Genomic DNA, 25,818 nt, shown 5'->3' on the forward strand with positions numbered 1-25,818 from the left:
CGCAATAGGGATAGAGCGATTGTTGGAGCTCTTTGTTTTGAAAAAACAAAAGCGACTCGCGAAAGCCCGAACTGTAGCAACAGCGGAAGGGATTGCCCAAATTATGAATAAAAAAACTCCTACGGATTGTAGACGTTATTGTAAATCTTTAAGAAAATCAAAAATTAAGTTGCTTTCATAGCCTTTACGCATTAAAAAATCGACCCATTTGCGTTTTTTCTTTTCTAATGATGGTTCGGTTATGTTTTGCCATTTACGTTCTGCTAGGGCATAGAAATTGCTTAAATAATCGGCTTCTATTTCTTTTATAGCAGTTTTAATGTTGTAGGAGGATATATCTCGAAACTTCAGTTCTTGTTCTATACGACGTTTACCCCATTGTTTGAATTTATGCTTGCCTCGAGCAAAGCTTTTAGCAAATCGCTCTTCGTTTAAAAAGTTGTTTGCGACCAAATGATCCAAAATATGGTCAATCGCGGTTTGAAACATGCCTAACGACTTTAATTTCATGGTAACTTCCCTATAGCATCGATCTTGATAAGAACAATAGTATTCTAACTTTTTTATGGCGTCGTTTACAGAAATTCCTTGACTGTTTTGCATTAGTTAACTGATTCTTATGTGTTTTGAAAGAAAAAATCCTCTAACAGAGGATTTCTGGGGTATTATTTTTCTTTATTGTTATTGGTTTCTTGATCGTCTTCTTCATTTTCTTCAGCAAACTGACTCATGATTTGATCGATTTCTTCTTCAGTTAATTCCTCTTCAACCTCGATATCTTCCAACAATGATTCAAACTTTTTAATGTTCTTTTTCATTCTTTTTGAAAGATCTTCATATTCACCCAGCAATTTTTTGTACGATTTAATTACCGATTTCTGTTTTTTTAACTGCTTATTTTGTTCTTTAAGCTTTTTCTTTAATTGGTCTTTTTTCATATTGATACGTTTTAGATCTATAAAAATAAGGAAAATACTTCTATATTAAAGCGTATTGATGTTAAGTTTTAAATTTCGATCTAAAAAATTGGATTAGAAAGTACTGTTGAATGATCTAATAAATAACAAAAAAAGCCCAACTTTGCAGTTGAGCTTTCTGTACCTGAGGTGGGAATCGAACCCACACTCCAAAGAACACGAGTTTGAGTCGTGCGCGTCTACCAATTCCGCCACTCAGGCTTTTTGCTTGAAATTGTGTTGCAAATGTAAACACAATATTATTTAAAACAAATAAAATATTAAAAAAAATGCGGTATCATTAAAATTATTTTTAAATTTGCACCCACAATACAACAAACAATAATAACTACTAAATTAAGCAACAATGAGTTACTTTGAACCTGAAGCAAAAGTATTTGCATGTTCGCAAAGTAAAGTATTAGCAGAAAAGATTGCCAAACATTACGGTGTAGAGTTGGGGCGTGTATCATTTTCGCATTACAGTGATGGGGAATTTCAACCATCGTTTGAAGAGTCTATTCGTGGATTACGTGTGTTCTTGGTATGTTCTACTTTTCCAAGTGCCGATAATTTAATGGAATTATTGTTAATGTGCGATGCTGCAAAACGTGCATCTGCTCGTCACATTACCGCTGTAATTCCTTATTTTGGTTGGGCGCGTCAAGACCGTAAAGACAAGCCGCGTGTGCCGATAGGTGCAAAATTAGTAGCTAAAATGTTAGAAACTGCCGGTGCAACTCGTGTAATGACAATGGATTTACATGCAGACCAAATACAAGGTTTCTTTGAAAAACCGGTAGATCATCTGTATGCATCAACCATCTTTTTACCTTATGTACAATCGTTAGGTTTAGAGAATTTAACCATTGCATCGCCTGATATGGGTGGATCTAAACGTGCGTATGCTTATGCTAAATATTTAGAAAGCGAAGTTGTTGTATGTTACAAACAACGTAAAAAAGCCAATGTTATCGATACCATGGAATTGATTGGTGACGTAAAAGGCAGAAACGTTATTTTAGTTGACGATATGATTGATACAGGTGGAACATTAGCAAAAGCAGCCGATGTTATGATGGAACGTGGCGCTTTAAGCGTGCGTGCAATCTGTACACATGCCATTTTATCGGGCAACGCAGTTGAGAAGATAGAAAACTCGGCATTAACAGAATTAATCGTTACAGATTCAATTCCGTTGAAAAAAGAAAGCAGCAAAATACGTGTCATAACATGTACCGAATTATTTGCAGATGTAATGCACATGGTACAAAATAACACATCTATCAGCGATAAGTTTATCATGTAATTTTTTATTAATTTTTATATATTTAAAATGAAATCAATTTCAATTAAAGGACAAGAAAGAGAAAGCGTGGGTAAAGTAGCTACCAAAACCGCACGTAATGCTGGATTGGTTCCTTGCGTAATTTACGGAGGAGAACAACCAGTACATTTTACAGCTGAGGAAAAAGCATTCAAAAGCTTAGTGTATACTCCAAACGTACACACTGTTGCAATTGATTTAGGTGCTAAGCAAGTTGACGCTATCTTGCAAGACATTCAGTTTGATCCAGTATCAGACAAAATTTTACACATCGATTTCTACCAGTTACAAGCTGATAAAGAAATCACTATGGAAGTTCCTGTAAAAGTTGTAGGAAACTCTAAAGGTGTTATGGCAGGTGGTGTTTTACGTTTAAACCAACGTAAATTAAAAGTACGTGCTTTACCGGCAAACTTACCTGATTTCGTAGAAGCGGATATCACAGAATTAGAAATGGGTAACAAATTATACATTACTAAATTGCCAACAAACAACTTTAAATTGTTACAACCAGACAATACAGTAATTGCACAAGTACGTATTTCTCGTGCTGCAATGAAAGCTGCTCAAGAAGCTGCAAAAGCAGAAAAAGGTGGAGCAAAAAAGAAAAAATAATCAACGTTATTTTTATACAAAAAGCCTCGAATTTATTCGGGGCTTTTTTATTGATCTATTTTTTATTTGGGCAAATCCCTTCGGGTCGGGCTTTAAGTTACAATTTTTTTGCTCGTTTCTCACAAAAAGTCTTTTGCAAACAAAGAAGTCATTCTCGGTTAAGAATGACTTTTTGTGTATAATTAGTTTACTGTTTTTAAGTTCTTAATCCGTTCTTGGCTTCAAGATAATTCTTAAAGGTAGAAAGATTTTTTAAAGATCCATCATCGTTAAATTGAACTTCGCAACAATACATACCGCTTATGAATTGTTTATCTCCGTTCGGAAATTCATAAATCGTTCCGCCTTTGTCAGACATGAAATGATGGCTTACAAACCAAAACTTAATTTCTTGTTTATTGTTAAGTGTAATAATTCCATACTGTACACCACTGTTAGTAATATTATAGTGTATGGTACTACTCTTTGCTTTTAGATCTATAAAATCAAAATTATCTTCTGATAATTGTTTCTTTAAGAATCTTTCAGATTCTGTAGTGTAAGGTATACACAATAAAATCAAACCAAAAAACAGAAAATTTCTCAAGTAAACGTATGTTTTTATCTATTCAATTTCAGAAACACGAATCGTGTTTACCATTCCCTTTTCATTTAAAGGCATCGAAGCTAAATTAATCGTGTAATCGCCTTCTAATACATAATTGTTTTCTTTGGCAATCTGGTTAATATCTTCAATAGTAACATCGGTACTTTCGTATTTATCGTACCAAAAAGCAGTAACACCCCAAAGCAAACTTAACTGTGTAAGCATGTTTTTGTTTGATGTATAAGCTAAAATGTGTGCATTTGGTCGCCATGCCGAAATTTGAAAAGCAGTGTATCCTGAATTGGTTAGCGTGTTAATAACCTTTGCTTCGATACTGTTTGCCATAATGGCTGCGTGGTAGCAAATAGATTTGGTGATGAAACGTTTTGTTTTAATTTTAGGATCGTTAACAGGTAGTTTAATCAAATCTGAATTTTCTACACTGTTAATAATCTGTGTCATTTTTTCGATTACCTGAACAGGATAATTACCAACCGATGTTTCTCCTGAAAGCATTACTGCATCGGCCCCATCCATTACAGAATTTGCAACGTCGTTCACTTCGGCACGAGTAGGTGTCAGGCTGGTAATCATTGTTTCCATCATCTGTGTGGCAATAATTACCGGAATACGAGCATATTTTGCTTTGTGAACCAATTGTTTTTGAATCAACGGAACTTCTTGTGCCGGAATTTCAACACCCAAATCGCCACGAGCAACCATTAAACCATCGCAATGTGATACAATTTTATTGATGTTCGCAACAGCTTCGGGTTTTTCAATTTTAGCAATAATCGGAATTTTATGATCAGAATGTTCTTCAATCAGTAATCGTAAATCTTCTAAATCTTCTTCGGTTCTTACAAAAGAAAGAGCAATCCAGTCAACACTTAATTTAATCGCGAAAAGAGCATCTTTAATGTCTTTTTCGGTTAAAGCCGGCAATGAAACCTTTGTGTTTGGTAAATTAACTCCCTTTTTAGATCGTAACGGACCGCCTTGAACAACAACAGCTCTCACTTCATGAATACCGTCTGTATCCAACACCGTGAAAATAAGTTTACCATCGTCTAATAAAATGCTTTCACCCGGATTTACATCTTGCGGAAAACTTTTATAGGTCATGTAAACTTTTTCGGCTGTTCCTAAAAATTCTTCTTTGGTAGAAAAAGTAATAATATCGCCTTTTTTAAGAACAACTTCGTCTTTCATTACACCTACGCGTAATTTCGGACCTTGTAAATCGGCTAATATAGAAGTGTTGTATTGAAATTCGTCGTTTAACTCGCGAATGATTTTAACCTTGTCTTCAATGTCAAAATAATCTGCATGCGAAAAGTTGATTCTAAAAACATTTACACCAGATTCAATCATTTGCTTAATTATCTCTTTGGTGCTGCAAGCCGGACCTAGGGTTGCGACTATTTTTGTTTTTTTTCTTGGTAACATATTAAAAAATTAAATTTTTTTGTGATTTTATATTTAAAGAATCAATATCAACGACAAATTGGGTTGATATGTTCTTTATGTTTTGAAGTTTTTCTAACAATTCTTCTGTTTCAAACAAAAAATCGGTGTTTTCAATCAGAATAAAAAAGTCGATATTTTTCCATTCCGGTATCAGATAATGCGTTGCTGCGAACAATTCTTCGTTGTTTTTAAACAAAGAATAACCTTCGTTAGTATCATTTTCCGTGTAATTCGATTTATTTTCGAACAATCGCCAAATCAAATGATTTTTGTGATCTTGGAAAATAAAACTCCTAAAAAAAGCAGTTACATTTTCTGTTAGCGATATTTCAGGAAGAACTTTTTTAAACTGTACGCCCAGATATCTGTTTAAAGAATACGCCATTTTGTAATCGGGCATGTTAGATTTTATGGCAATTAGAACAATATCGTCCTTATCGTCATCAATAAATTCCAGCTTGTGTAAAACTTCGTTTGTATTTTTTTTCTGCGGCGTCATTCTTTTAACAAAAATACAAAATTTAAATACGATTATTGATTGAAACTCAATATTTAATCATTTTTTAATGCTGCAGTATCTGATTTTGCAATGCAAAGTAGGCGCGGTGTGCCGCTTTTTCTTCGGCTTTTTTCTTGCTGGTCGCGCGTGCGCGTGCAATAACTGTATCGTTAAAATACAGTTTTATGTAGAAATGCTTAACGTTGTCTTTTCCGTTATCGTCACAGTTTTCAAACTTAAAGGTGCATTTGTTTTTTTGGCAATACTCAATAAACAGACTTTTGTAGCTTGATATTTTATTTTCTAAATGTTCCAGATCTTTAAAATCGATCAGAATATTCTTGTAAATAAATTTTTCGCAGGCTGTAAATCCGGTATCAACGTAAATGGCACCAATTAAAGCTTCTAACAAATTACCGTTAATGTTGTCGCCAAAGTTGTGAATGTTCGCTTTTGTTCGAACCAAATCAATTAATTGAAGTTTTTTGCCAATGCTGTTAAGGTACGATCTGTTTACGATTTTTGATCGCATTTGTGTAAGATAACCTTCATCGCCTTTTGGAGCATTTTTGTATAGAAAGGCAGCAATGACTGATCCTAAAATAGCATCGCCCAAAAATTCCAAACGTTCATAATTTAAAGGCTCGCCTGTAATACCGATTTTGTTGAGAGAGCGATGCGTAAAAGCAGTCTCGAAAAGAAGTGTGTTTTTTGGCTTGTATCCGATTACTTTCGAAATTTCCGAACAAAAAATCCCGCTATTATTAATAGGGGATCTTTTTGTCAGTATTTTTTTAAGCCAATTCATGCTTAATTAGTTCTCTAATTTTTTAACCAAAACACAAGCATTGTGTCCGCCAAAACCAAACGTGTTACTCATTAAAACCTTAACATCGCGTTTTTGCGCTTTGTTAAAAGTAAAGTTTAGTTTAGAATCGATGTTTTTATCGGCAGTAAAATGGTTGATTGTTGGTGGAATGATACCATGTTGAATCGCCAAAATACAAGAAATAGCTTCAATAGCCCCTGTTGCACCTAATAAATGCCCGGTCATAGATTTTGTTGAATTCAAGTTCATTGTATAAGCATGTTCACCAAAAACCTCTAAAATTGCTTTAGATTCTGCAATATCACCTAATGGTGTAGATGTTCCGTGCATGTTTACACCATCAACATCTGTTGGTTTTAAACCAGCATCGCGCAAACAGTTCAACATTACGTTTTTAGCACCTAAACCTTCAGGGTGTGGAGCTGTAATGTGGTGTGCATCTGCAGACATACCGCCGCCGCCAATTTCACAATAGATTTTTGCGCCACGAGCAACCGCGTGTTCATATTCTTCTAAAACCAAAGCACCTGCACCTTCGCCTAAAACAAAACCGTCACGGTCTTTATCTGTTGGTCTTGATGCTGTTTTTGGATCGTCGTTTCTTGTTGATAATGCGTGCATAGCGTTAAATCCGCCGATTCCTGCAATGGTAACCGCCGCTTCAGATCCACCTGTAACAATAACATCTGCCATACCTAAACGAATGTAGTTAAAGGCATCAATAATTGCATTGGTAGATGATGCACATGCAGAAACCGTTGTAAAGTTTGGTCCGCGTAAACCGTATTTCATAGAAATTAATCCACCGGCAATATCGGCAATCATTTTAGGAATAAAGAACGGGTTGAATTTTGGTACACCGTTTCCTTGGTTAAAATTGGTAACCTCGTCTTGAAAAGTTTGTAAACCACCAATTCCCGAACCCCAGATTACCCCAGCACGATCTAAATCTAATTTTTCAAGATTAAAATTCGCATCTTCCATTGCTTCGGTAGCGGTAACGATAGCATATTGGGTGTAGCGGTCCATTTTTCTTGCTTCTTTCCTGTCGATAAAATCTTCAACATTAAAATCTTTAACCTCACAAGCAAATTGTGTTTTAAAGTTAGAAGCGTCAAAATAGGTAATTGGCGCTGCGCCGCTTACTCCGTTAATAAGTCCGTCCCAGTAAGCTGCAACGTTATTTCCAATAGGAGTTAGGGCACCTAAACCAGTAACAACAACTCGCTTCAAATTCATATAAGTATATTTTAAATAAAATAATAAAAACCCAAGTTTCAAGAAAAACGAAACATTGGGTTGCTATAATTTTACAGATTTAGATCTAATAATTTAATCTTAAACTTGGAAAAAGGAAATAATAACACCTGTGCAATATTAAATATACTGCACAGGCTAATTAGTTATTATTTTTTAGCCTCTTCGATGTAAGAGATAGCTTGACCAACAGTAGCAATGTTTTCAGCTTGATCGTCTGGGATTTGAATATCAAATTCTTTTTCAAATTCCATGATTAGCTCAACAGTGTCTAATGAATCAGCTCCTAAATCATTTGTGAAGCTTGCTTCTGTTACAACTTCGTTTTCGTCAACTCCTAATTTGTCAACGATAATTGCTTTTACTCTTGATGCAATGTCTGACATAACCTTTTCTATTTTTTAAGTTTAATTGTTGTGGCAAAAATATAAAACTTTAATTTAAAACCACACTTTTAATTGTTTTTGTAACTGCGAAGTTAAAAAAATAATTTTTAAATGGATATTTTTTTCGATTTTTGTGCTGGTTAAATTAATTATTTAATCTTTAATACCCAATAAAAGTATCGTAATTGTATGAAAAACATTGTTTTATTAGCTTCAGGATCGGGAAGTAACGCAGAAAATATCATTAAGTATTTTAGAGAAAAAAAGATTTCGCACAACTTTCATATCATTACCAATAAAAAAGATGCTTTTGTTTTAGAACGAGCTAAAAATTTGAATGTTTCTGCCGAAGTGATTACCAAAAAGCAGAATGATGAGGGTATTTTGTTTGATAGAATCAACGAATTAAAACCCGATTTAATTGTTTTAGCAGGATATTTATTGTTGTTTCCTGCCCAAATTGTGGCGCTATATCCAAACAAAATAGTAAATATTCATCCGGCACTTTTACCAAAATTCGGAGGGAAAGGAATGTACGGAGGTTTTGTGCACGATGCAGTTGTTGCCAATAAAGAAACCGAAACCGGCATAACCATTCATTTTGTAAGTGAACATTACGATGAAGGCGCAGTTATTTTTCAGGCTAAAACGCCGGTTGCCGAAATCGATACGGCTTTAGATGTTGCCAATAAAGTACACGAATTAGAGTATGAGCATTTCCCGAAAGTGATCGAAAAATTATTGGACGATTAAAAGGAAGCTGCGGTATTTGACAGAACATTTTCTATAAAATTCTCTGTTTCTTCTCTGTTTAAATATCTGCGGATACACTTTTCGCTTAACCAAAGTTTAATAACATCGGTTAAAATATTATGTGGATCTTCAAAAATTACATGATCGGCTTTGGTTCGCACCTTAGCCGATTTTTTGCTTCCAACTTCGGTTATTTCCAATCTGTTGAATAATGGTTTCGAAAATTTATACTGCTTTTCCAAATACAGATTATTTTTATCGTAACTGCCAATTTCAAACGATAAAGAATCATCAATAGCAAAAATAATATCGTCTTCAAAAACGTAATAATCGTTAATAATTCTTCTATTTTTTAGATCGATATCAGTATGATTGTAATCGCTGTTATCCCAAAGTCGTGCAATGCTATCGTTTGGAATATCAAAATAAATAGTATCGTTTTGTAAATATTGCGCGTTGCCTACAGAAAAACTTAAAAGCAGAATGAGGGTTAATAGTGTTTTCATAAAACTATTTTATAACGATGTTTCGGTCTTTATGGTGATATTGGTTGATGTTGCTTTTTCGTACAATCGTCTTTCTCTATAAAAGAATTCACGTTGTAAAGCAGTTGATAATGCCCAAAGCTGAACCATTTCAGGAATGTTGTCTGTTGACTCAATAAATGATATCGTTGTTTGCTTGGTATTTACTCTTAACCAAGTTTTGTCTCCTTTTTTTGCGAATAGCGATTCTACCAGCGGCAGGATATTTCATTTCGTAAACTTCTCTATTTAGAATAAACTGTTCGGTATTGTAAAAACCAATTTCGACCAATGAATCATTCGTGTTTTTAAAAATATAGCCGTCTTTCAAAGTAAAATCTTTATGAAACAGCTTGTGTTCTAAAAAATCGTATTCTACAATAATATCAAAATCAATCCATAATCTCGACATTTTATTCGCATAGTTATAGTCGTAATTATAAACCGTATTTTTATTTTGCACAAAGATATTTGTAACAGCCAACAAACCAATTGTAAGTAAGTATTTCTCCATAGAATTTGTGTTTTGATAGGTGCTAACAAAAAAAATGCCAAAATAGAATTGTATTTTTGCTGAAACTAAATTACATGCAACCCGAAATTCTTTTATATACCGATGGTTCATCGCGCGGAAATCCAGGTCCGGGTGGTTATGGTACTATTTTACACTTAAACAATACCAAACATTATAAAGAATTATCAAAAGGATATCGTAAAACAACCAATAACCGAATGGAATTGTTGGCTGTGATTATTGGGTTAGAAGCTTTAACTAGAGATAATTTAACGGTTTTGGTGGTTTCAGATTCTAAATATGTAGTAGATTCGGTTACAAAGGGTTGGGTTTTTGGTTGGGAAAAGAAAGGCTTCGCAGGTAAGAAAAATCCTGATTTATGGCAGCGTTTTTTAAAGATTTACCGTAAGCATAAAGTCAATTTTCAATGGGTAAAAGGGCATAATAACCACCCAATGAACGAGCGTTGCGATTTCTTGGCGGTTCAAGCATCAAAAGAACCTAAACTGCTGATTGACGAATGGTACGAAGAAAACGAAAATTAAGTATGGTTATAAAATAATTATTAAAAAATTGTTGTTGATGCTATTTTGGTGTAAATTTACATCAAATGTGAAATTATGGCACGACAAAGTATTTCTCTTACAGAACCTAATGATCAATGGTTAAAAAATCAAGTTGATAATAAAGAATATGCCAGTAAAAGTGAGTTGGTTAATGATTTAATTAGACAAGCTCGCAAACAAGAATGGATAAAGGAAAAATTAGAAAATGCTGAAAAAAGTGGATTTACCACTGACAGTAAAGAAGAAATTTTAAAATTATCTAAAGAATTGCTTAATGGCTAACTATAAGTTAAGTAATGCTGCTAAAGAAGATTTGATTAGAATTCATCATTATGGAGTTCAAAGATTTGGTATGCAGCAGGCAGATGCTTATTTTAATACCTTTTTTGATCATTTTGAAATGATTGCCCGCATACCTTTTTCATTTGAATCTGTTGACTTTATTAAGCAAGGTTATCGCCGTTGCGTTTGCGGGTCAGATGCAATTTATTATAAAGTAAATAATAACCAGGTTGAAATAATGGCTGTTATTAGCAAGCAAGATCTCGAAAATAAACTTTAATCTCGTGTGTTTCGTCATGATTATCTACTTAAAAATAAACGAAAATTAATCTATGTTAATGAATAACAAACGTGTTTGCGTATTAGTTGGTTTCGTATTATCTTTGCATCTTCATTTACTAACAACTATATGAACAAATTATTGATTGTAGGAACGGTTGCTTATGATGCAATTGAAACACCTTTTGGTAAAACCGACAAAATTCTTGGTGGAGCCGCTACTTATATAGGTTTATCGGCATCGCATTTTAATGTAAAATCGGCAATTGTTTCTGTAGTTGGAGACGATTTTTCTCAAGAATATTTAGATTTGTTATCAAGCAGAAATATTGATATTTCTGGAATCGAAATCGTAAAAGAAGGCAAAACCTTTTTCTGGAGCGGTTTGTATCATAACGATTTAAATTCGCGTGATACTTTAGATACACAGTTAAACGTTTTGGCAGATTTTAATCCGATTGTTCCAGAAGATTTTAAAGATTCTGATGTAATTATGTTAGGAAATTTACATCCTAATATCCAAATTGGTGTTTTAGATCAATTAACATCAAAACCAAAATTGGTTGTTTTAGATACCATGAACTTTTGGATGGATTGTGCTTTAGAAGAATTAAAACAGGTTTTAAAACGTGTAGATGTTCTTACAATTAACGATGAAGAAGCTCGCCAACTTTCTGGTGAATACTCATTGGTTAAAGCAGCAGAAATCATTCATACCATGGGACCAAAATTCGTGGTAATTAAAAAAGGCGAACACGGTGCGTTACTTTTTAATAACGACCAAGTGTTTTTTGCACCGGCATTACCCTTAAAAGAAGTTTTTGATCCAACCGGAGCAGGCGATACGTTTGCCGGCGGTTTTTCGGGCTATTTGGCACAGCAAGGCAATGTTTCGTTCAATAATATGAAGAACGCTATTATACATGGTTCCAATCTGGCATCGTTCTGTGTTGAAAAATTCGGAACGCAACGCATGGAAAGTTTAGAAAAAGAAGAAGTAAACGCACGTTTACAGCAGTTTAAAATGTTAACACAGTTCGATATAGAACTAGCACAATAAAAACAGAAAGCCCAAATTATGGGCTTTTTTTGGTTTAACAACAATAACACAACAACATACAACAATGAGCGACGCTATAAAACACGAATGTGGTATTGCACTTTTAAGATTAAAGAAACCGTTGTCTTTTTATAAAGAAAAATACGGATCAAGTTTTTATGCAATCCAAAAAATGTACCTGCTAATGGAAAAGCAGCACAACCGCGGACAAGACGGGGCAGGTTTGGCAAGCATTAAGTTAGATATGGATCCGGGTGAGCGTTATATCAGCCGCGTTCGATCTAACAAAACATCTCCAATTCAAGATATTTTTTCGCAAGTAAACGGAAGAATCAATCAAGAATTAGAAGAAAATCCGGAATGGTTGAACGATGTTGATGCACAGAAAAAACACATTCCTTATTTGGGAGAAGTGTTTTTGGGGCACGTACGTTACGGAACTTTCGGAAAGAATAATATAGAAAGCGTACATCCGTTTTTACGTCAGAACAACTGGATGCATCGCAACCTTATTGTAGCCGGAAACTTCAACTTAACCAACGTAAAGGTTTTGTTTGAAGATTTGGTGCGTTTGGGTCAGCATCCAAAAGAAATGGCAGATACCGTTACGGTAATGGAAAAAATCGGTCATTTTTTAGATGATGAAGTAGAAGATCTGTACTTTCAGTTACGCGATAAAGAAGGTTTATCTAAAAAAGATGCGACTCCGGTAATCGGCGAGCGTTTAGATATTGCACGCATTTTACGCAGAGCATCTAAAAACTGGGACGGTGGTTTTGCAATGGCAGGTATGTTTGGTCATGGAGATGCGTTTGTATTGCGCGATCCTGCAGGAATTCGTCCGGCGTTTTATTACGAAGACGAAGAAATTGTGGTCGTGGCTTCAGAACGTCCGGTGATTCAAACTGCATTTAACGTTCCTTTCAACGAAATTAAAGAGTTAGATCCGGGTAACGCCATTATTATTAAAAAAGACGGTCAGGTTTCTTTCGAAGAAATTTTAGAGCCTTTAGAAAGAAAAGCATGTTCGTTTGAACGTATTTATTTTTCAAGAGGAAACGATGCGTCAATCTATCAAGAACGCAAAATGTTAGGTAGAACAATGATGCCTATGATTTTGAAAGAACTTGAAAATGATGTAGAAAATGCCGTGTTCTCTTACATTCCTAACACAGCCGAAGTTTCTTATTTTGGAATGGTTGAAGGTGCACAAGAATTTTTAAACAAGCAGAAAACCGAACGTATTCTTGCTTTAAAAGAGCAGTTGTCGCCAGAAAATCTACAGGAAATTCTTTCTAAAACTATTCGATCAGAAAAAATCACCATTAAAGATGCCAAGTTGCGTACGTTTATTACAGACGACAGTAACCGCGACGATATGGTAGAACATGTGTACGATGTTACGTATGGTGTAGTAAAACCAACCGATACTTTGATTGTTATTGACGATAGTATTGTGCGCGGAACTACCTTGAAAAAATCGATTGTCAAGATGTTAGATCGATTAAATCCTAAAAAAATCATCGTAGTTTCATCGGCTCCGCAAATTCGTTATCCTGATTGTTACGGTATCGATATGGCTAAAATGGATACATTGATTGCTTTTAATGCTACATTAGAATTGTTGAAAGATCGTAACATGTATCATATTATTGATGAAGTTTATGCGAAATGTAAAACGCAGGAAAATTTACCAGATGAACAGGTGATAAACTTTGTTACAGAAATTTACGCTCCGTTTACCGATGAAGAAATTTCTGATAAAATTTCTGAAATGCTTCATCCTGAAACTGTAAAAGCCGATTTAAAAGTGATGTTTCAAACGGTAGAAAATCTTCATATTTCTTGTCCTGATAATTTAGGTGACTGGTATTTTACCGGAAATTACCCAACAGCAGGTGGTAACCGCGTGGTAAACCGTGCGTTTATGAACTTTGTAGAAGGTAACGACGCAAGAGCTTATTAAGATTATAAAACTTAAATATATTAAAAGCATCAGGAGAAAACCTGATGCTTTTTTTGTTTACCTCAAAAATCAATCGGTTTACCTGCATTCAAATAAAATTTTCTCTGGTTTTAAACTTTGGCACGGCAATTGGAATTCACTAATCAAACAACAAGTTTAAAACATTAAAAAGTTAGAAATCATGAGAAAATTAATTACCCTTGCATTAGTAACACTTAGTCTAAGTGGATTTGCACAGCAACGACAAATGGTAAGAACTGATGATAACAGATACCAAGAAAACCGTCACAGCCAGCAAAATTATGGCAACGATAAATACAATAACAAATACGGAAACTATAGTTTTTCTCGTTTAGATTTATCAAAACGTCAAGAACGTATGTTGGTTGATATTTTGAAAGACAAACAAAACGATGAACGTTATATTATTAGAAAATACAGAAATCCAGAGCAAAAACTGCGTATGTTAGACCGTGAGTACGATCGTAAAATTCAAAATCTGTTAAGCAGATCACAATACGATAAATGGAGTAGAATTTATGCATACCAATACGAAGCTTATGGAAACAAACGCTGGTCATAATCAACCTTTATATTTTTTAAGATGAAATCCCGATACTGATAAGATTAGTATTTGGGATTTTTTTTATTTCAGATAATTGTTTTTTAGTAAATTAGATAAAATTTAAACCAAAGATATTATGAGAAAAGTAGTTTTGTTCGGTTTGTTTCTTCTTTTAAATGTTTCTGTAAAAGCACAAAGTAGTGCATCGGTAAAAGAAAATCAACCTATAAAAGAGTTTAGTGATGAAACAAAATCTCTAGGCGAAGCCGAAATTATTATTTCTATTTCTGTTGAAGGTAAAGAAGTTGAATTACCGGCTTACGCAAAAAGAACTACTTCATTAAAAGAAGGTATATTGTATGCAGAAAAACTTATAAGCGATTTACAAAGTAAAGGATTAAAAACTGTAAGGTATGATATGTCTTGGACGGCAGATAGAGAAGAAAAATTAGACTTTTCAAAAGAATAAGAAACTCCGACTAGATTAAATCAGTCGGAGTTTTGTTTATAATAACAGCTTAAAAATAAAAACTATCTATTCATTAAATCTTCAATTTCGGCAGCTTCCAACGGAATGTTTTTCATTAAATTCAATGGCAATCCTTGATTTTGAATTACGTAATCGTCCTCTAAACGAATTCCGAAACCTTCTGCAGGAATATAAAAACCAGGTTCGTTTGTAAATACCATTCCTTCAACAAAATTATCGGTTAAAATTCCGTAATCATGCGTGTCTAATCCCATGTGGTGCGATGTTCCGTGCATCATGTACTTTTTGTAAGCAGGCCAGTCTGGGTTTTCGTTTTGCACATCGGCTTTATCCAATAAACCTAAACCTAATAATTCAGACGTATAAATTTTACCTAATTCTTTGTGGTAATCGTACCAGTTGTTGCCGGCAACCAATAAGGTTTCAGCAGCTTTTTTACAACGTAAAACTGCATCATAAACCTCACGTTGACGCGCTGTATAACGTCCGCTAACAGGAATCGTTCTTGATAAATCTGATGCGTAATTAGCATATTCTGCTGCAACATCAAACAAAATTAAATCGCCATCTTTACATTGTTGGTTATTTTCGATATAATGCAACACATTAGCATTGTTACCCGATGCAATAATTGGCGTGTACGCAAAACCTTTAGATCGGTTACGTAGAAACTCGTGCGCAAACTCTGCTTCAATTTCATATTCCCAAACGTCAGGTTTTACAAAACCTAAAATTCTGCGGAACCCTTTCTCGGTAATATCACAAGCCTGTTGAATCAAAGCAATTTCTTGTGGTTCTTTTACCGAACGCAAACGCTGTAAAATTGGGTTTGATCGTATATATTGATGACCTGGAAAATCGTTCTTTAATTTTTTTATGAATCGATCTTCACGAGTTTCTGTTTCAACCGATGCGCGGTAATGTTCGTTATTATTAATGTACACATTTTCTGCTTCCACCATCATTTTTCTGAAAATAGTAGGGAAATCAGAAAGCCAATAAACCGTTTTAACACCCGAAACTTCAAAAGCACGTTCTTTAGTCAGTTTTTCGCCTTCCCAAATGGCAATATGTTCATTAGTTTCGCGTAAAAACAAAACTTCACGGTGTTTTTCTTCAAAAGCATCAGGAAAAATCACCAAGATAGATTCTTCTTGATCTACACCCGATAAATAAAAAATATCGCGATGTTGTGCAAAAGGTAAAGTAGAATCGGCAGAAACCGGATAAATGTCGTTAGAATTAAATACGGCTAAACTTTGCGGAGCCATTTGACCAACAAACTTTTTGCGGTTTTTTATAAAAAGATTTCGGTCTATTTGATGATATTTCATGGTTTTAGGTTTTTAAAATTATTGTTTATCAAAATTAAACAAATGCCAATTAGTACAAATCAGCCAAATGGCATTATTTTATGTTTTTACGAATTCGACTCATGTGTCGGTCTGAAATTCCTAAAAGTGATGATAGGTAATGCAACGGAACATCGTGTATCAACTTAGGTTCGTTTTCTAATAATTTCTTATAGCGATCTTCGGGCGAAAGTGTAAGCAGATCTAAACGATATTCGTCAATCAAACATAATTGCTTTTCAATAAGATTGTAATAAAACTGTCGAAAATCAGAATTGCTTTCACGCAGCTCCAAAAAAACATCACGGCTCATAATCCATAAATGGCAATCGAAAAGAGCTTTAATGCTTTTGCGCGATGGTTGCTGCATCAAAAAACTATTCAACGCTACTGTTGCTGTATTTTTCATGCCTAAATAAGTCGTCTTTTCTTGCCCGTCAATTTCAATAGAATGTTTTAAAACACCTTCATCAATAAAACAAAAGTATTTGCAAATTTCATCTTCCTTTACAAGGAAATCATTTTTCTTTAAATGGATTTCCTTAAAAAATGATCGAAAAGGAACTAAAGTAGCTCTTAAGTTTTCTGAAGAAAATCCGAAGGATTCACTAAATAAAAAGTTAGAATGATCGTGCATTTTTGTTAATCTGTATAAGATAAATATTAACAAGATAAAGATAATGAATACCTTTGTGTTTTTAAAAATAAATATTATTTCTATGAAATTTATTACAGCTTTATTTCTATTAATGGTTTCGGTTGTTTCGGCCCAAGTTCAACCTTACAAAATATTTACTTCGGAAGGAAAAGAAGTGTCGTTTGAAAAAATGAGCAAAAGCCTTCAAAAGTCTGATGTGGTATTGTTTGGCGAATTACACAATAATTCCATAGCACACTATTTTCAGGTAAAAGTCGCGAAAAGTTTGCATGCCGATAAATCTAAAAAACTAATTATTGGAGCAGAAATGTTTGAGCGTGATCAGGCAGAAATTCTACAGAATTATGTAAAAGGGAAACTTGACGAAAAAGAGTTTGAAAAAGAAGCACGTCTTTGGAATAACTATAAAACCGATTACAAACCATTATTGAATTTCGCTAAAGAAAACAATATTAATTATGTTGCAACGAATGTTCCGCGCCGTTACGCAAGTTTGGTTTACAAAAAGGGAGTAGAAGCGTTGGATACTTTATCAATGCAAGAAAAATCGTGGATTGCGCCTTTGCCTTTTCCGTATGATAAAAACCTGCCGGGGTATGTAAAAATGATGGAAATGTTTAAAGACAGCAACCATGCAAACGAAAATTTTCCGAAATCGCAGGCAATTAAAGATGCAACAATGGCTCATTTTTTAGTGACCGAATTACAACCAAATAGTATTTTTCTGCATTTAAATGGATCTTATCATAGTGATGATTTTGAAGGAATTGCTTGGTATGTAAATAAATACGATAGAAATTTAAAAATACAGACTATAAGTGTGGTGGAACAGGCAGATGTAAATAAGTTGGAAAAAGAACATCTTAATAAGGCAACCTTTATTATTGCGGTAGATGCCGATATGCCAAAAAGTTACGAATAATTTAATGCTACAGCCTGTTTGCTGTAAAAAAAACAATTTGTTTAAACTGATTATAAATAGCAAAATAAACCAATTAACATTTTTTTTGTTTTTATAATTAGCTGTATTTTTGTGTGATTTTTTAAGAAGAAAAACTAGTAACATTACATTATGGCAAAATCTGCACTATTAAAGTCGTCGATCGGGAAAAAATACTGGATGGCACTTACGGGGTTATTTTTATGCTTGTTTTTGGTAGGTCACTTAGCAGGTAACTTGCAGTTGATTTTTGGAACCGATTTACAGTTCAATCAATATGCGTACTTTATGACATCAAATCCAGCGGTAAAAATTCTATCTTACGTAACGTATTTTTCAATTTTATTCCACGCGGTTGATGGTATCATGCTAACCATTCAAAACAAAAAAGCACGTCCAATAGGATATGTAAAAAACAATGCAGCATCAAACAGTACATGGCAGTCAAGAAACATGGCGGTTTTAGGAACATTATTACTTGTTTTTATTGCTACGCACATGGTTAATTTCTGGGCAAAAATGCACTTTAGCCACATGCCTTTGCAACAACAGGAAGTTAACTTCCAACCAATGCCTGGTATGGACTTAAAAGCGCAAGGTATCAACACAACTACCGGCGGTATGGTTTATAAAATAGACCAAGAAGGTAAAGAAATTTACTTTGATAAGGTAGAAGGTGAGTTAGATGTTCGCAACAACAAAGAATTCTACACAAAAGGTACCGATATTAAGTTTGCCGAAGGATACAAAGATTTATACAAAATCACTATAGAATTTTTTAAAGATCCAACATATGGTTTGGTTTTTACAATTTTTTATGTGTTTTCAATGGTTGTATTAGCATTTCACTTAATGCATGGTTTTGCAAGTGCATTCCAATCGTTAGGTGCTAATAACCCTAAATACAACGGATTAATTAACGGGTTGGGTAAATTTTTTGCAATCGTAGTTCCATTATTGTTTGCAATTATTCCAATTTACATTCACTTCATTAAATAATCATATAAAGAAGATTGATTATGGCATTAGATAATAAAATTCCTCAAGGTTCTATTTCATCAAAATGGACCGATTATAAAGATCATATTAAATTAGTTAACCCTGCCAATAAAAGAAATATCGACGTTATTATCGTTGGTACAGGTTTAGCAGGTGGTTCTGCCGCAGCTACATTGGCAGAATTAGGTTACAGCGTTAAAGCTTTTTGTTACCAAGATTCACCACGTCGTGCACACTCTATTGCAGCACAAGGTGGTATCAATGCAGCAAAAAATTATGCTGGTGATGGTGACTCTATTTACCGTTTATTTTACGATACAGTAAAAGGAGGCGATTACCGCGCACGTGAAGCAAACGTTCACCGTTTGGCTGAGGTTTCTGTAAACATTATCGACCAATGTGTGGCGCAAGGTGTGCCGTTAGCACGTGAGTACGGTGGTTTGTTAGATAACCGTTCATTTGGTGGAACACAGGTTTCACGTACATTCTACGCTAAAGGTCAAACAGGTCAGCAATTATTGTTAGGAGCTTACTCTGCAATGAACCGCCAAATTGGTCGTGGAAAAATAAAAATGTACAACCGTCACGAAATGCTAGATTTAGTAATTGTGAATGGTAAAGCACGTGGAATTATTGCTCGTAACTTGGTTACTGGTGAAATCGAACGTCACTCTGCACACGCAGTAGTTATCGCAACAGGTGGTTACGGAAACGTTTTCTTCCTTTCAACCAATGCAATGGGATCTAACGTAACAGCAGCTTGGAAAGCTCACAAACGTGGTGCTTACTTTGCAAACCCTTGTTACACACAGATTCACCCAACATGTATCCCGGTTACAGGTGATCATCAATCGAAATTAACGTTGATGTCAGAATCATTACGTAACGATGGTCGTATTTGGGTTCCTAAAAAATTAGAAGATGCACAGGCAATTCGTGAAGGTAAAAAGAAACCTACCGATTTAGCTGAAGAAGATAGAGATTACTACTTAGAGCGTCGTTACCCATCGTTCGGTAACTTGGTGCCTCGTGACGTTGCGTCGCGTGCTGCTAAAGAACGTTGTGATGCAGGTTTCGGTGTAAATGCAACTGGTGAAGCTGTTTATTTAGATTTCGCTGCTGCAATTGACCGTTACGGTAAAGAACAAGCTCGTATTCACCATTTAGATGAAAATGATTCGAAATTGGTTTACGATTTAGGACAGAAAGTGGTTGAAAACAAATACGGAAACTTATTCCAAATGTACTACAAAATTGTAGACGAGGATCCGTACAAAACCCCAATGATGATTTACCCTGCGGTTCACTATACAATGGGTGGTGTTTGGGTTGATTATAACTTAATGACAACAGTTGAAGGATGTTACTGTATTGGTGAAGCAAACTTCTCTGATCACGGTGCAAACCGCTTGGGAGCTTCGGCTTTAATGCAAGGTTTGGCAGACGGATACTTTGTATTGCCTTACACTATTGGTGATTATTTGGCAGATGATATCCGTACAGGAAAAATTTCTACTGATTTACCTGAATTCGTAGAAGCAGAAAACAATGTACGTTCAATGATTGATCATTTTATGAACAATAAAGGAACACATTCGGTTGACTACTTCCACAAGAAATTAGGTAAAATCATGTGGAACAAAGTGGGTATGGCTCGTAACGAACAAGGTTTGAACGAAGCTATGGACGAAATTGCAGCTTTACGTGAAGATTTCTACAAAAACGTTAGAGTATCAGGAACGGCGGATTCATTCAACCAAGAATTAGAGAAAGCATTACGCGTTGCCGATTTCTTGGAATTAGGTGAATTGTTCGCAAAAGATGCATTACAACGTGAAGAATCTTGTGGAGGTCATTTCCGCGAAGAGCATCAGTCTGAAGAAGGTGAAGCAGAACGCGATGATGAAAACTTCTCTTACGTTGCAGCTTGGGAATACAAAGGAAATCCTCGTGAAGCAGTTCTTCACAAAGAACCTTTAGTATATGAAAACATTAAAATGGTAACTCGTAGTTATAAATAATATTGGAGTAAAGATGAAAGGTTAACGTCTTTTATCTTACTCTTTTGTAAAAATTCGAATCAGATGAATCTTACATTAAAAATTTGGCGTCAAAAAAACGCAAAAGACAAAGGTCAAATGGTTGATTACAAAATCGGCGGTATTGAACCTGATATGTCATTCCTTGAAATGCTAGACGTTTTAAATAACGAATTAGTAGAAAAAGGTGATGATCCAGTAGCATTCGATCACGATTGTCGTGAAGGTATTTGCGGTATGTGTTCTTTATTTATTAATGGTGAAGCACACGGACCAGATCGCGGTATTACAACTTGTCAGTTGCACATGCGTAAGTTTAAAGATGGCGATACTATTTATATTGAACCATTCCGCGCAAAAGCATTCCCTGTAATTAAAGATTTAGTTGTTGATCGCGGATCTTTTGATCGTATTCAGCATGCAGGTGGTTTCGTTTCTGTAAATACATCAGGAAACACGCAAGACGCTAACGCATTGCCAATTCGTAAAGACAATGCAGACAAAGCGTTCGATGCTGCTACTTGTATTGGTTGTGGTGCTTGTGTGGCAACTTGTAAAAACTCGTCTGCTATGTTGTTCGTTTCAGCTAAAGTTTCTCAGTTTGCTTTGTTACCACAAGGTAGAGTAGAAGCTACAGAACGCGTATTAAACATGGTTGAAGCTATGGATAACGAAGGTTTTGGTAACTGTACTAACACCGGAGCTTGTGAAGTAGAATGTCCTAAAGGAATTTCTTTAGAAAACATTGCACGTATGAACCGTGAATATTTTGCAGCTTCTGTTAAATAATCAGATATAAAATATTTTAGTAGAAAAATCCGGACTTATGTTCGGATTTTTCTATTTTAGCGAAAATTTAAACAACTTTTATGAAAAACTTTTATCTATTCATTATTGCACTATTGTCCATTAGTGCTAATTCACAATTTATATACTGGAAAGCGAACGAGGAAATTCCTGAGCAAGCCATGGTGTATATGAACGACAATACCACAAAAACAGGCTATATCAAAAACAACAAAGTTTCAAATGTAGGGAAACGTATGTTAACGTTAGATCCTAAACTTTTTAGACATGGAGACGTAGAAGCAGATGTAATTTTGTTTAAAGCCGAAGGAACGGAGAATTATGTTGAAATACCTGCAAATAAAATAAATTATGTTGTTTTTTCTGGTGAAGAACCTACTCGTTTCGATCGTATTAATGTATATAAATTCGAAAGAAAATCATTAGAGGTAAAAGATAAAGAACCTGTAACAATGTTTCAAATACCAAGGGTTGATGACTATGTTGTTATGTATGCAAATTATTATATAAATCTTGGTAGAAACGGATCTTTAAACGACGAATTGTATTTTTACGTAAAGCAGAAAGATAGTGATAAATCATATTATATGAGATTTTTCTCGTTTAATAAAGACAAACAAATTTTTCCATATTTAAAGATTCTTGCACCTAAAAATGAAAAATACATTGCCTATCTTGATAAGCTTTGTGATAAGAAATCAGCAGAATACAAAGAGTATAAAAAAGGAGAAGAAGAATTAATGGAAGAGGTTTCAAACTACGCGAAAGAGAATAGAAAAGAACTTTCAATAGTTGATGGTCGTTCTATGGCTTACAATGCAAAATTTCGGTATATGTTTACTTACGTAGGTAAAAAATTAAAACAGTTTTCAAATTAAATTTATTCATTATTTCATACCTTTAATAGTATGAAAACAGCCTTAATACAATTCGATACCATTTGGGAAGATAAACAAGCAAATTTAGAGTATGTTCAAGATAAAATCTTGAATTTACCGAATGATATTGACCTTATTTTTTTACCCGAAATGTTTACTACCGGTTTTACCATGAATCCGGAAATGGTTGCCGAAGAAGAACAAGGCGAGACCTTACAAATTATTCAAAAATTAGCTTTAGATAAACAAACGGCAATTACAGGAAGCTGGGTTGTAAAAGAAGATAACAATTATTATAACCGCTTGTTTTTTGTGTTTCCCGACGGATCTTACAAAACCTACAATAAACGACATTTATTTACATTAGCTGGCGAAGAAAAAGTCTATAGATCGGGTGATGAAAAACTAATTGTTTCTTACAAAGGCTGGAATATTTATTTATTGATTTGTTATGATTTAAGATTTCCGGTTTTCTCTCGAATTGTCAATGAAAACTACGATTTACTGGTTTATGTAGCTTCGTGGCCTGATCGTAGAATTGATGCTTGGGATGCATTGCTAAAAGCCCGTGCTATTGAAAATATGAGTTATGTTGTGGCAGTAAACCGTTGCGGAACTGATCCAAATGGAGTAGAATATTCAGGACATTCACAAGCTATCGATTTCATGGGAAAATATATTGTTAAACCACTTATTAATGAGCAGATTTACATAACAGAGCTTGAAAAAGATCCTTTACAAACTGCTCGACAAAAATTTGCTTTTTTAAATGATGCAGACGATTTCGAAATAAAATAAAACCTTCCAGATTTTTGGAAGGTTTTTTAGTTTTATGGCATAACCAATGTTTCGTTTAATTCCCAATTGGCTCTTATGTCAAATTCTTTTTGAAAGTTAATAACCTTTTCGGGTTGGCGTTTTTCAAGATAACTTCCGGTGTCCCATTTTTTATTGCCGTTAGCATCTTCAATAATCAGTATAAAATATTTATCGGGTTCAATGGCTCGGAATTCTATTGAACTTTCTTCTGTTATATATAGGTAATCGTACAACTTTTCATCTTTAGTCAACAGTTCAAAAATAATAGGGTAGTTTACCGTTCCCGAAAGTGTAAACGAAATATTTCCGTAATCGGTTAGTTTTCCGGTTTGGAAACGCTGAATCATCTCGGTTTTTAAGGCGGTGTCATAAAAATCGGTCACGCTGTTTGGTTTTAAAAACACAGTGTATTTTTCATCTTCCACCTTATCAAACAAAATCTTAACCATATTGTTTAACGAATCGGTTCTAATAGTAAACGGAATTTGAAGTGAATCTTTACCAATTACCTGAATTAAATCGTTGGAAATATTTTTAAAAGGTGTATTCGTTGTAAACGAAATGGTATCTCTAAACTGAATGGATCCACTTTTGGTAAATTTAATTTGCAGCGTATCAATTGGTTTTACGGTTCGTTGCGTAACCGTATGAATTTTCTCGTAATCTGTTGTTTTGAACTTAAACTGAAGCGAATCGTACTTCTCAATTGGAGTAAATATAAAAATAGAATCTTTACCTGGAACTTTTTGAAAGCGCGATGCAATTGGTTTATTGTTCCCTAAAGCAGTTACTTTTAAGTTTTTGGTGTCGCCTTCATAAGCAGCCAACCATTTGTTCTGACTAACCAACGACGGACGATAAGCCGTTGTCTGCTTGGCTTCGTTAAATAATTTTATGCTATAAACACTGTCTGTTGGCAATGTAATTGGTTTTGGATGAAAACCTATTTTATCTGATTTTGGATCAAACTTATAATTACTACTTTTTTCCTGTAAAGCAACAAGGTAATAACTGCCACTTTTCAAATTTTCCAAATCAACGGTTGAAAGACTGTCTTTTGCACTTGCCACATACAACGGTTTTTTCTTGTAGATTGTAGAATCGTTAAAACCTTCGGTTTCATAAAGCAGTACATTCACAGCACCTTTTGATTTTTTACTGTAAGCATCTTCAAAATTGGTGGTCAGTTTTAATGAATCGATATAATCTCCCGTAGAAAAAACGTATTTGTAGTTAGTGTACGGATTTCCCTCGTTATTGTCTTGAATACTTTCGCCAAAATTAAAACTGTAAGTTGTATTTGCTTTAAGCGTATCAAAAATCTTGATTTTTATAAATTTACTTGGATAGCCCATTGGTGTAATTTCGGGCTGTGTATCCATTGGTGGCGAAATAATCAGCTGCTGGTTAACCTTGTTCAGCTTAACATATTCGTCAAAATTTATCTGAATGGTTTTTTCTTTGAAATGCGTACTGAAATTTTCCGGATTGGTCGATAAAATAACGGGTGCCAGCGTATCTTTCAATCCGCCGGTAATGGTTCCGCGTTTCGCACAGTTTGTAAACAGCACTAATGTTAGTATAAGGAAAAAACTAAAATATCTTAAAAATCTCATCAACTTAAATTTACCCTGCAAAGTAACTATTTTTATTTGATTTTTTTACCGTGTATATGCCATAGTTAATATGCTTATTTTGTTGGTCGAATTTTTTAAGATGCACTTACCCGCAATTTCTAAAGTAGACCCCGTTGTCATAACATCATCAATCAACAGAATGTTTTTGTTTTTTAGATCTTGATATTTCGCATTTACAATAAACTCGCTTTTACTTTCGGCGCGTTGCCACATACTTTTCTTGGTTTGCGTATTGGTTTTCGATGTTTTAATAAGATAATCTTTATAAAAAGGAACTTTTATCTGCTTGCTCAATTCCTTCCCAAAACCATCTAACTGATTGTACCCGCGTTTTTTCTCTTTCGATTTATGCAGCGGAATACAAACAATAAAATCAACCCAGCTAAAAACAACATGATTTTTTAAGTGCTGTAAAGTCAGCGTAGCAAAAAAGGTAGAGATTTTCTGCTGATTTTTATACTTTAGTTCGTGCAGTAATTTCTGAACAATGCTTTCTTCAGAAAAATACAAAGTAGCCAAACAATGTTCAACCAAAAGTTTACCATAAAAACGGCGTTTCATTTCTGTATTGTTGTTTACAGCTGGCGGAATAAAATCCAAACCAATCAAACAATTGCTGCACAGAATATCATTCCTGCCATGCAGAACTTCATCGCAACCATAACAAAGATGCGGATAAAATAAATCAAAAACATCGATAATTGCCCACATTACCAACACATTTTATGTACCTTTGCGTTAATATACAATAAAAAAACAATATTT

Annotated in this window: 30 protein-coding genes and 1 tRNA gene; 16 read left to right on the top strand and 15 right to left on the bottom strand. The window is 34.4% G+C overall.

Annotated features, from left to right (window positions below; translation table 11 throughout):
• Window positions 1–135: 135 nt before the first annotated feature.
• From F0460_RS14500 to F0460_RS14510, 3 genes are all read right to left on the bottom strand, one after another.
• Window positions 136–603 carry a regulatory protein RecX gene (locus F0460_RS14500; protein WP_150014499.1) on the bottom strand — a complete coding sequence of 156 codons (468 nt, stop codon included), beginning with the start codon at window positions 601–603 and terminating at the stop codon, window positions 136–138.
• 62 nt (window positions 604–665) lie between these two features.
• Entirely contained in the window at window positions 666–938 is a 273-nt protein-coding gene (locus F0460_RS14505; protein WP_150014501.1) for a hypothetical protein, read from the bottom strand.
• A 160-nt stretch (window positions 939–1,098) separates the two neighbouring features.
• A tRNA-Leu gene (locus F0460_RS14510) sits at window positions 1,099–1,178 on the bottom strand.
• A 145-nt stretch (window positions 1,179–1,323) separates the two neighbouring features.
• Here F0460_RS14510 and F0460_RS14515 point away from each other — a divergent pair.
• Window positions 1,324–2,265: a ribose-phosphate pyrophosphokinase gene (locus tag F0460_RS14515; RefSeq protein WP_150014503.1), complete on the top strand. Its 942-nt coding sequence runs from the start codon at window positions 1,324–1,326 to the stop codon at window positions 2,263–2,265.
• A gap of 27 nt (window positions 2,266–2,292) precedes the next feature.
• Window positions 2,293–2,898, top strand: a complete 606-nt coding sequence (locus tag F0460_RS14520) for a 50S ribosomal protein L25/general stress protein Ctc (RefSeq protein ID WP_150014505.1) — start codon at window positions 2,293–2,295, stop codon at window positions 2,896–2,898.
• Window positions 2,899–3,094: 196 nt separating this feature from the next.
• Here F0460_RS14520 and F0460_RS14525 read toward each other — a convergent pair whose 3' ends face one another.
• The 6 genes from F0460_RS14525 to F0460_RS14550 form a co-directional block, all read right to left on the bottom strand.
• A complete protein-coding gene (locus tag F0460_RS14525) occupies window positions 3,095–3,484 on the bottom strand; it encodes a hypothetical protein (RefSeq protein WP_150014507.1) in 390 nt (129 codons plus the stop codon).
• Window positions 3,485–3,502: 18 nt separating this feature from the next.
• The gene (gene pyk, locus F0460_RS14530; RefSeq protein ID WP_150014509.1) at window positions 3,503–4,933 is read right to left on the bottom strand and encodes a pyruvate kinase; all 1,431 of its coding nucleotides are present in this window, start codon (window positions 4,931–4,933) and stop codon (window positions 3,503–3,505) included.
• 1 nt (window position 4,934) lies between these two features.
• Window positions 4,935–5,453, bottom strand: coding sequence for an IPExxxVDY family protein (locus F0460_RS14535; RefSeq protein WP_150014511.1), 519 nt, complete (start codon window positions 5,451–5,453; stop codon window positions 4,935–4,937).
• Window positions 5,454–5,517: 64 nt separating this feature from the next.
• Complete coding sequence (gene rnc / locus F0460_RS14540; protein ID WP_150014513.1) at window positions 5,518–6,261, bottom strand: ribonuclease III; 744 nt, start codon at window positions 6,259–6,261, stop codon at window positions 5,518–5,520.
• A 6-nt stretch (window positions 6,262–6,267) separates the two neighbouring features.
• Window positions 6,268–7,521: a beta-ketoacyl-ACP synthase II gene (gene fabF / locus F0460_RS14545; RefSeq protein ID WP_150014515.1), complete on the bottom strand. Its 1,254-nt coding sequence runs from the start codon at window positions 7,519–7,521 to the stop codon at window positions 6,268–6,270.
• Between the two features lie 167 nt (window positions 7,522–7,688).
• Window positions 7,689–7,925, bottom strand: coding sequence for an acyl carrier protein (locus F0460_RS14550; protein WP_007137004.1), 237 nt, complete (start codon window positions 7,923–7,925; stop codon window positions 7,689–7,691).
• Window positions 7,926–8,114: 189 nt separating this feature from the next.
• On the opposite strand from F0460_RS14550, the gene purN reads away from it, so the two are divergent.
• Window positions 8,115–8,678, top strand: a complete 564-nt coding sequence (gene purN, locus F0460_RS14555; protein ID WP_150014517.1) for a phosphoribosylglycinamide formyltransferase — start codon at window positions 8,115–8,117, stop codon at window positions 8,676–8,678.
• Here purN and F0460_RS14560 read toward each other — a convergent pair.
• Both F0460_RS14560 and F0460_RS14565 read right to left on the bottom strand, forming a co-directional pair.
• On the bottom strand, window positions 8,675–9,184 hold the full coding sequence (locus F0460_RS14560; RefSeq protein WP_150014519.1) for a hypothetical protein: 510 nt from the start codon (window positions 9,182–9,184) through the stop codon (window positions 8,675–8,677). The genes purN and F0460_RS14560 overlap by 4 nt on opposite strands.
• Window positions 9,185–9,335: 151 nt before the next feature.
• Complete coding sequence (locus F0460_RS14565; RefSeq protein WP_150014521.1) at window positions 9,336–9,716, bottom strand: hypothetical protein; 381 nt, start codon at window positions 9,714–9,716, stop codon at window positions 9,336–9,338.
• 74 nt (window positions 9,717–9,790) lie between these two features.
• On the opposite strand from F0460_RS14565, the gene rnhA reads away from it, so the two are divergent.
• From rnhA to F0460_RS14600, 7 genes are all read left to right on the top strand, one after another.
• On the top strand, window positions 9,791–10,261 hold the full coding sequence (gene rnhA / locus F0460_RS14570) for a ribonuclease HI (RefSeq protein WP_150014523.1): 471 nt from the start codon (window positions 9,791–9,793) through the stop codon (window positions 10,259–10,261).
• 75 nt (window positions 10,262–10,336) lie between these two features.
• Window positions 10,337–10,564, top strand: a complete 228-nt coding sequence (locus tag F0460_RS14575; protein WP_150014525.1) for a ribbon-helix-helix domain-containing protein — start codon at window positions 10,337–10,339, stop codon at window positions 10,562–10,564.
• Window positions 10,557–10,844 carry a type II toxin-antitoxin system RelE/ParE family toxin gene (locus F0460_RS14580; protein ID WP_150014527.1) on the top strand — a complete coding sequence of 96 codons (288 nt, stop codon included), beginning with the start codon at window positions 10,557–10,559 and terminating at the stop codon, window positions 10,842–10,844. The genes F0460_RS14575 and F0460_RS14580 overlap by 8 nt, the downstream gene beginning before the upstream one ends.
• A gap of 129 nt (window positions 10,845–10,973) precedes the next feature.
• The gene (locus F0460_RS14585) at window positions 10,974–11,903 is read left to right on the top strand and encodes a PfkB family carbohydrate kinase (RefSeq protein WP_150014529.1); all 930 of its coding nucleotides are present in this window, start codon (window positions 10,974–10,976) and stop codon (window positions 11,901–11,903) included.
• A 64-nt stretch (window positions 11,904–11,967) separates the two neighbouring features.
• Window positions 11,968–13,869, top strand: coding sequence for an amidophosphoribosyltransferase (locus tag F0460_RS14590; protein ID WP_150014531.1), 1,902 nt, complete (start codon window positions 11,968–11,970; stop codon window positions 13,867–13,869).
• A 181-nt stretch (window positions 13,870–14,050) separates the two neighbouring features.
• Window positions 14,051–14,452: a hypothetical protein gene (locus tag F0460_RS14595; protein WP_150014533.1), complete on the top strand. Its 402-nt coding sequence runs from the start codon at window positions 14,051–14,053 to the stop codon at window positions 14,450–14,452.
• Between the two features lie 118 nt (window positions 14,453–14,570).
• Window positions 14,571–14,903, top strand: a complete 333-nt coding sequence (locus F0460_RS14600; protein ID WP_150014535.1) for a hypothetical protein — start codon at window positions 14,571–14,573, stop codon at window positions 14,901–14,903.
• A gap of 62 nt (window positions 14,904–14,965) precedes the next feature.
• Here F0460_RS14600 and F0460_RS14605 read toward each other — a convergent pair whose 3' ends face one another.
• Window positions 14,966–16,258, bottom strand: a complete 1,293-nt coding sequence (locus tag F0460_RS14605) for an aminopeptidase P family protein (protein WP_150014537.1) — start codon at window positions 16,256–16,258, stop codon at window positions 14,966–14,968.
• A 73-nt stretch (window positions 16,259–16,331) separates the two neighbouring features.
• A complete protein-coding gene (locus tag F0460_RS14610; protein ID WP_150014539.1) occupies window positions 16,332–16,913 on the bottom strand; it encodes a Crp/Fnr family transcriptional regulator in 582 nt (193 codons plus the stop codon).
• An 82-nt stretch (window positions 16,914–16,995) separates the two neighbouring features.
• Here F0460_RS14610 and F0460_RS14615 point away from each other — a divergent pair, with 82 nt between their 5' ends.
• The 6 genes from F0460_RS14615 (at window position 16,996) to F0460_RS14640 (ending at window position 23,395) form a co-directional block, all read left to right on the top strand.
• Window positions 16,996–17,856, top strand: a complete 861-nt coding sequence (locus F0460_RS14615; RefSeq protein ID WP_150014541.1) for a ChaN family lipoprotein — start codon at window positions 16,996–16,998, stop codon at window positions 17,854–17,856.
• A 150-nt stretch (window positions 17,857–18,006) separates the two neighbouring features.
• Window positions 18,007–18,873, top strand: coding sequence for a succinate dehydrogenase cytochrome b subunit (locus F0460_RS14620; protein ID WP_150014543.1), 867 nt, complete (start codon window positions 18,007–18,009; stop codon window positions 18,871–18,873).
• Between the two features lie 20 nt (window positions 18,874–18,893).
• Window positions 18,894–20,894 (top strand): fumarate reductase/succinate dehydrogenase flavoprotein subunit, encoded by a 2,001-nt coding sequence (locus tag F0460_RS14625; protein WP_150014545.1) that lies wholly within the window; start codon window positions 18,894–18,896, stop codon window positions 20,892–20,894.
• Between the two features lie 63 nt (window positions 20,895–20,957).
• On the top strand, window positions 20,958–21,701 hold the full coding sequence (locus F0460_RS14630; protein ID WP_150014547.1) for a succinate dehydrogenase/fumarate reductase iron-sulfur subunit: 744 nt from the start codon (window positions 20,958–20,960) through the stop codon (window positions 21,699–21,701).
• An 80-nt stretch (window positions 21,702–21,781) separates the two neighbouring features.
• On the top strand, window positions 21,782–22,597 hold the full coding sequence (locus F0460_RS14635) for a hypothetical protein (RefSeq protein WP_150014549.1): 816 nt from the start codon (window positions 21,782–21,784) through the stop codon (window positions 22,595–22,597).
• Window positions 22,598–22,627: 30 nt separating this feature from the next.
• Window positions 22,628–23,395 (top strand): nitrilase family protein, encoded by a 768-nt coding sequence (locus F0460_RS14640; protein ID WP_150014551.1) that lies wholly within the window; start codon window positions 22,628–22,630, stop codon window positions 23,393–23,395.
• A gap of 32 nt (window positions 23,396–23,427) precedes the next feature.
• Here F0460_RS14640 and F0460_RS14645 read toward each other — a convergent pair whose 3' ends face one another.
• Together F0460_RS14645 and F0460_RS14650 are read right to left on the bottom strand one after the other, a co-directional pair.
• Complete coding sequence (locus F0460_RS14645; RefSeq protein WP_150014553.1) at window positions 23,428–25,032, bottom strand: Ig-like domain-containing protein; 1,605 nt, start codon at window positions 25,030–25,032, stop codon at window positions 23,428–23,430.
• Window positions 25,033–25,077: 45 nt separating this feature from the next.
• Window positions 25,078–25,764 carry a ComF family protein gene (locus F0460_RS14650; protein WP_150014555.1) on the bottom strand — a complete coding sequence of 229 codons (687 nt, stop codon included), beginning with the start codon at window positions 25,762–25,764 and terminating at the stop codon, window positions 25,078–25,080.
• Between the last annotated feature and the right edge of the window lie 54 nt (window positions 25,765–25,818).

The sequence above is a fragment of the Paenimyroides baculatum genome, from assembly GCF_008629655.1.
Lineage (GTDB): Bacteria > Bacteroidota > Bacteroidia > Flavobacteriales > Flavobacteriaceae > Flavobacterium > Flavobacterium baculatum.

What these genes read in the sequence shown, in the direction of transcription:
- F0460_RS14500 (WP_150014499.1), bottom strand. Translation starts at nt 603, where the DNA reads ATGCAAAACAGTCAAGGAATTTCTGTAAACGACGCCATAAAAAAGTTA.
- F0460_RS14505 (WP_150014501.1), bottom strand. Translation starts at nt 938, where the DNA reads ATGAAAAAAGACCAATTAAAGAAAAAGCTTAAAGAACAAAATAAGCAG.
- F0460_RS14515 (WP_150014503.1), top strand. Translation starts at nt 1,324, where the DNA reads ATGAGTTACTTTGAACCTGAAGCAAAAGTATTTGCATGTTCGCAAAGT.
- F0460_RS14520 (WP_150014505.1), top strand. Translation starts at nt 2,293, where the DNA reads ATGAAATCAATTTCAATTAAAGGACAAGAAAGAGAAAGCGTGGGTAAA.
- pyk (WP_150014509.1), bottom strand. Translation starts at nt 4,933, where the DNA reads ATGTTACCAAGAAAAAAAACAAAAATAGTCGCAACCCTAGGTCCGGCT.
- F0460_RS14535 (WP_150014511.1), bottom strand. Translation starts at nt 5,453, where the DNA reads ATGACGCCGCAGAAAAAAAATACAAACGAAGTTTTACACAAGCTGGAA.
- rnc (WP_150014513.1), bottom strand. Translation starts at nt 6,261, where the DNA reads ATGAATTGGCTTAAAAAAATACTGACAAAAAGATCCCCTATTAATAAT.
- fabF (WP_150014515.1), bottom strand. Translation starts at nt 7,521, where the DNA reads ATGAATTTGAAGCGAGTTGTTGTTACTGGTTTAGGTGCCCTAACTCCT.
- F0460_RS14550 (WP_007137004.1), bottom strand. Translation starts at nt 7,925, where the DNA reads ATGTCAGACATTGCATCAAGAGTAAAAGCAATTATCGTTGACAAATTA.
- purN (WP_150014517.1), top strand. Translation starts at nt 8,115, where the DNA reads ATGAAAAACATTGTTTTATTAGCTTCAGGATCGGGAAGTAACGCAGAA.
- F0460_RS14560 (WP_150014519.1), bottom strand. Translation starts at nt 9,184, where the DNA reads ATGAAAACACTATTAACCCTCATTCTGCTTTTAAGTTTTTCTGTAGGC.
- F0460_RS14565 (WP_150014521.1), bottom strand. Translation starts at nt 9,716, where the DNA reads ATGGAGAAATACTTACTTACAATTGGTTTGTTGGCTGTTACAAATATC.
- rnhA (WP_150014523.1), top strand. Translation starts at nt 9,791, where the DNA reads ATGCAACCCGAAATTCTTTTATATACCGATGGTTCATCGCGCGGAAAT.
- F0460_RS14575 (WP_150014525.1), top strand. Translation starts at nt 10,337, where the DNA reads ATGGCACGACAAAGTATTTCTCTTACAGAACCTAATGATCAATGGTTA.
- F0460_RS14580 (WP_150014527.1), top strand. Translation starts at nt 10,557, where the DNA reads ATGGCTAACTATAAGTTAAGTAATGCTGCTAAAGAAGATTTGATTAGA.
- F0460_RS14585 (WP_150014529.1), top strand. Translation starts at nt 10,974, where the DNA reads ATGAACAAATTATTGATTGTAGGAACGGTTGCTTATGATGCAATTGAA.
- F0460_RS14590 (WP_150014531.1), top strand. Translation starts at nt 11,968, where the DNA reads ATGAGCGACGCTATAAAACACGAATGTGGTATTGCACTTTTAAGATTA.
- F0460_RS14595 (WP_150014533.1), top strand. Translation starts at nt 14,051, where the DNA reads ATGAGAAAATTAATTACCCTTGCATTAGTAACACTTAGTCTAAGTGGA.
- F0460_RS14600 (WP_150014535.1), top strand. Translation starts at nt 14,571, where the DNA reads ATGAGAAAAGTAGTTTTGTTCGGTTTGTTTCTTCTTTTAAATGTTTCT.
- F0460_RS14605 (WP_150014537.1), bottom strand. Translation starts at nt 16,258, where the DNA reads ATGAAATATCATCAAATAGACCGAAATCTTTTTATAAAAAACCGCAAA.
- F0460_RS14610 (WP_150014539.1), bottom strand. Translation starts at nt 16,913, where the DNA reads ATGCACGATCATTCTAACTTTTTATTTAGTGAATCCTTCGGATTTTCT.
- F0460_RS14615 (WP_150014541.1), top strand. Translation starts at nt 16,996, where the DNA reads ATGAAATTTATTACAGCTTTATTTCTATTAATGGTTTCGGTTGTTTCG.
- F0460_RS14620 (WP_150014543.1), top strand. Translation starts at nt 18,007, where the DNA reads ATGGCAAAATCTGCACTATTAAAGTCGTCGATCGGGAAAAAATACTGG.
- F0460_RS14625 (WP_150014545.1), top strand. Translation starts at nt 18,894, where the DNA reads ATGGCATTAGATAATAAAATTCCTCAAGGTTCTATTTCATCAAAATGG.
- F0460_RS14630 (WP_150014547.1), top strand. Translation starts at nt 20,958, where the DNA reads ATGAATCTTACATTAAAAATTTGGCGTCAAAAAAACGCAAAAGACAAA.
- F0460_RS14635 (WP_150014549.1), top strand. Translation starts at nt 21,782, where the DNA reads ATGAAAAACTTTTATCTATTCATTATTGCACTATTGTCCATTAGTGCT.
- F0460_RS14640 (WP_150014551.1), top strand. Translation starts at nt 22,628, where the DNA reads ATGAAAACAGCCTTAATACAATTCGATACCATTTGGGAAGATAAACAA.
- F0460_RS14645 (WP_150014553.1), bottom strand. Translation starts at nt 25,032, where the DNA reads ATGAGATTTTTAAGATATTTTAGTTTTTTCCTTATACTAACATTAGTG.
- F0460_RS14650 (WP_150014555.1), bottom strand. Translation starts at nt 25,764, where the DNA reads ATGTGGGCAATTATCGATGTTTTTGATTTATTTTATCCGCATCTTTGT.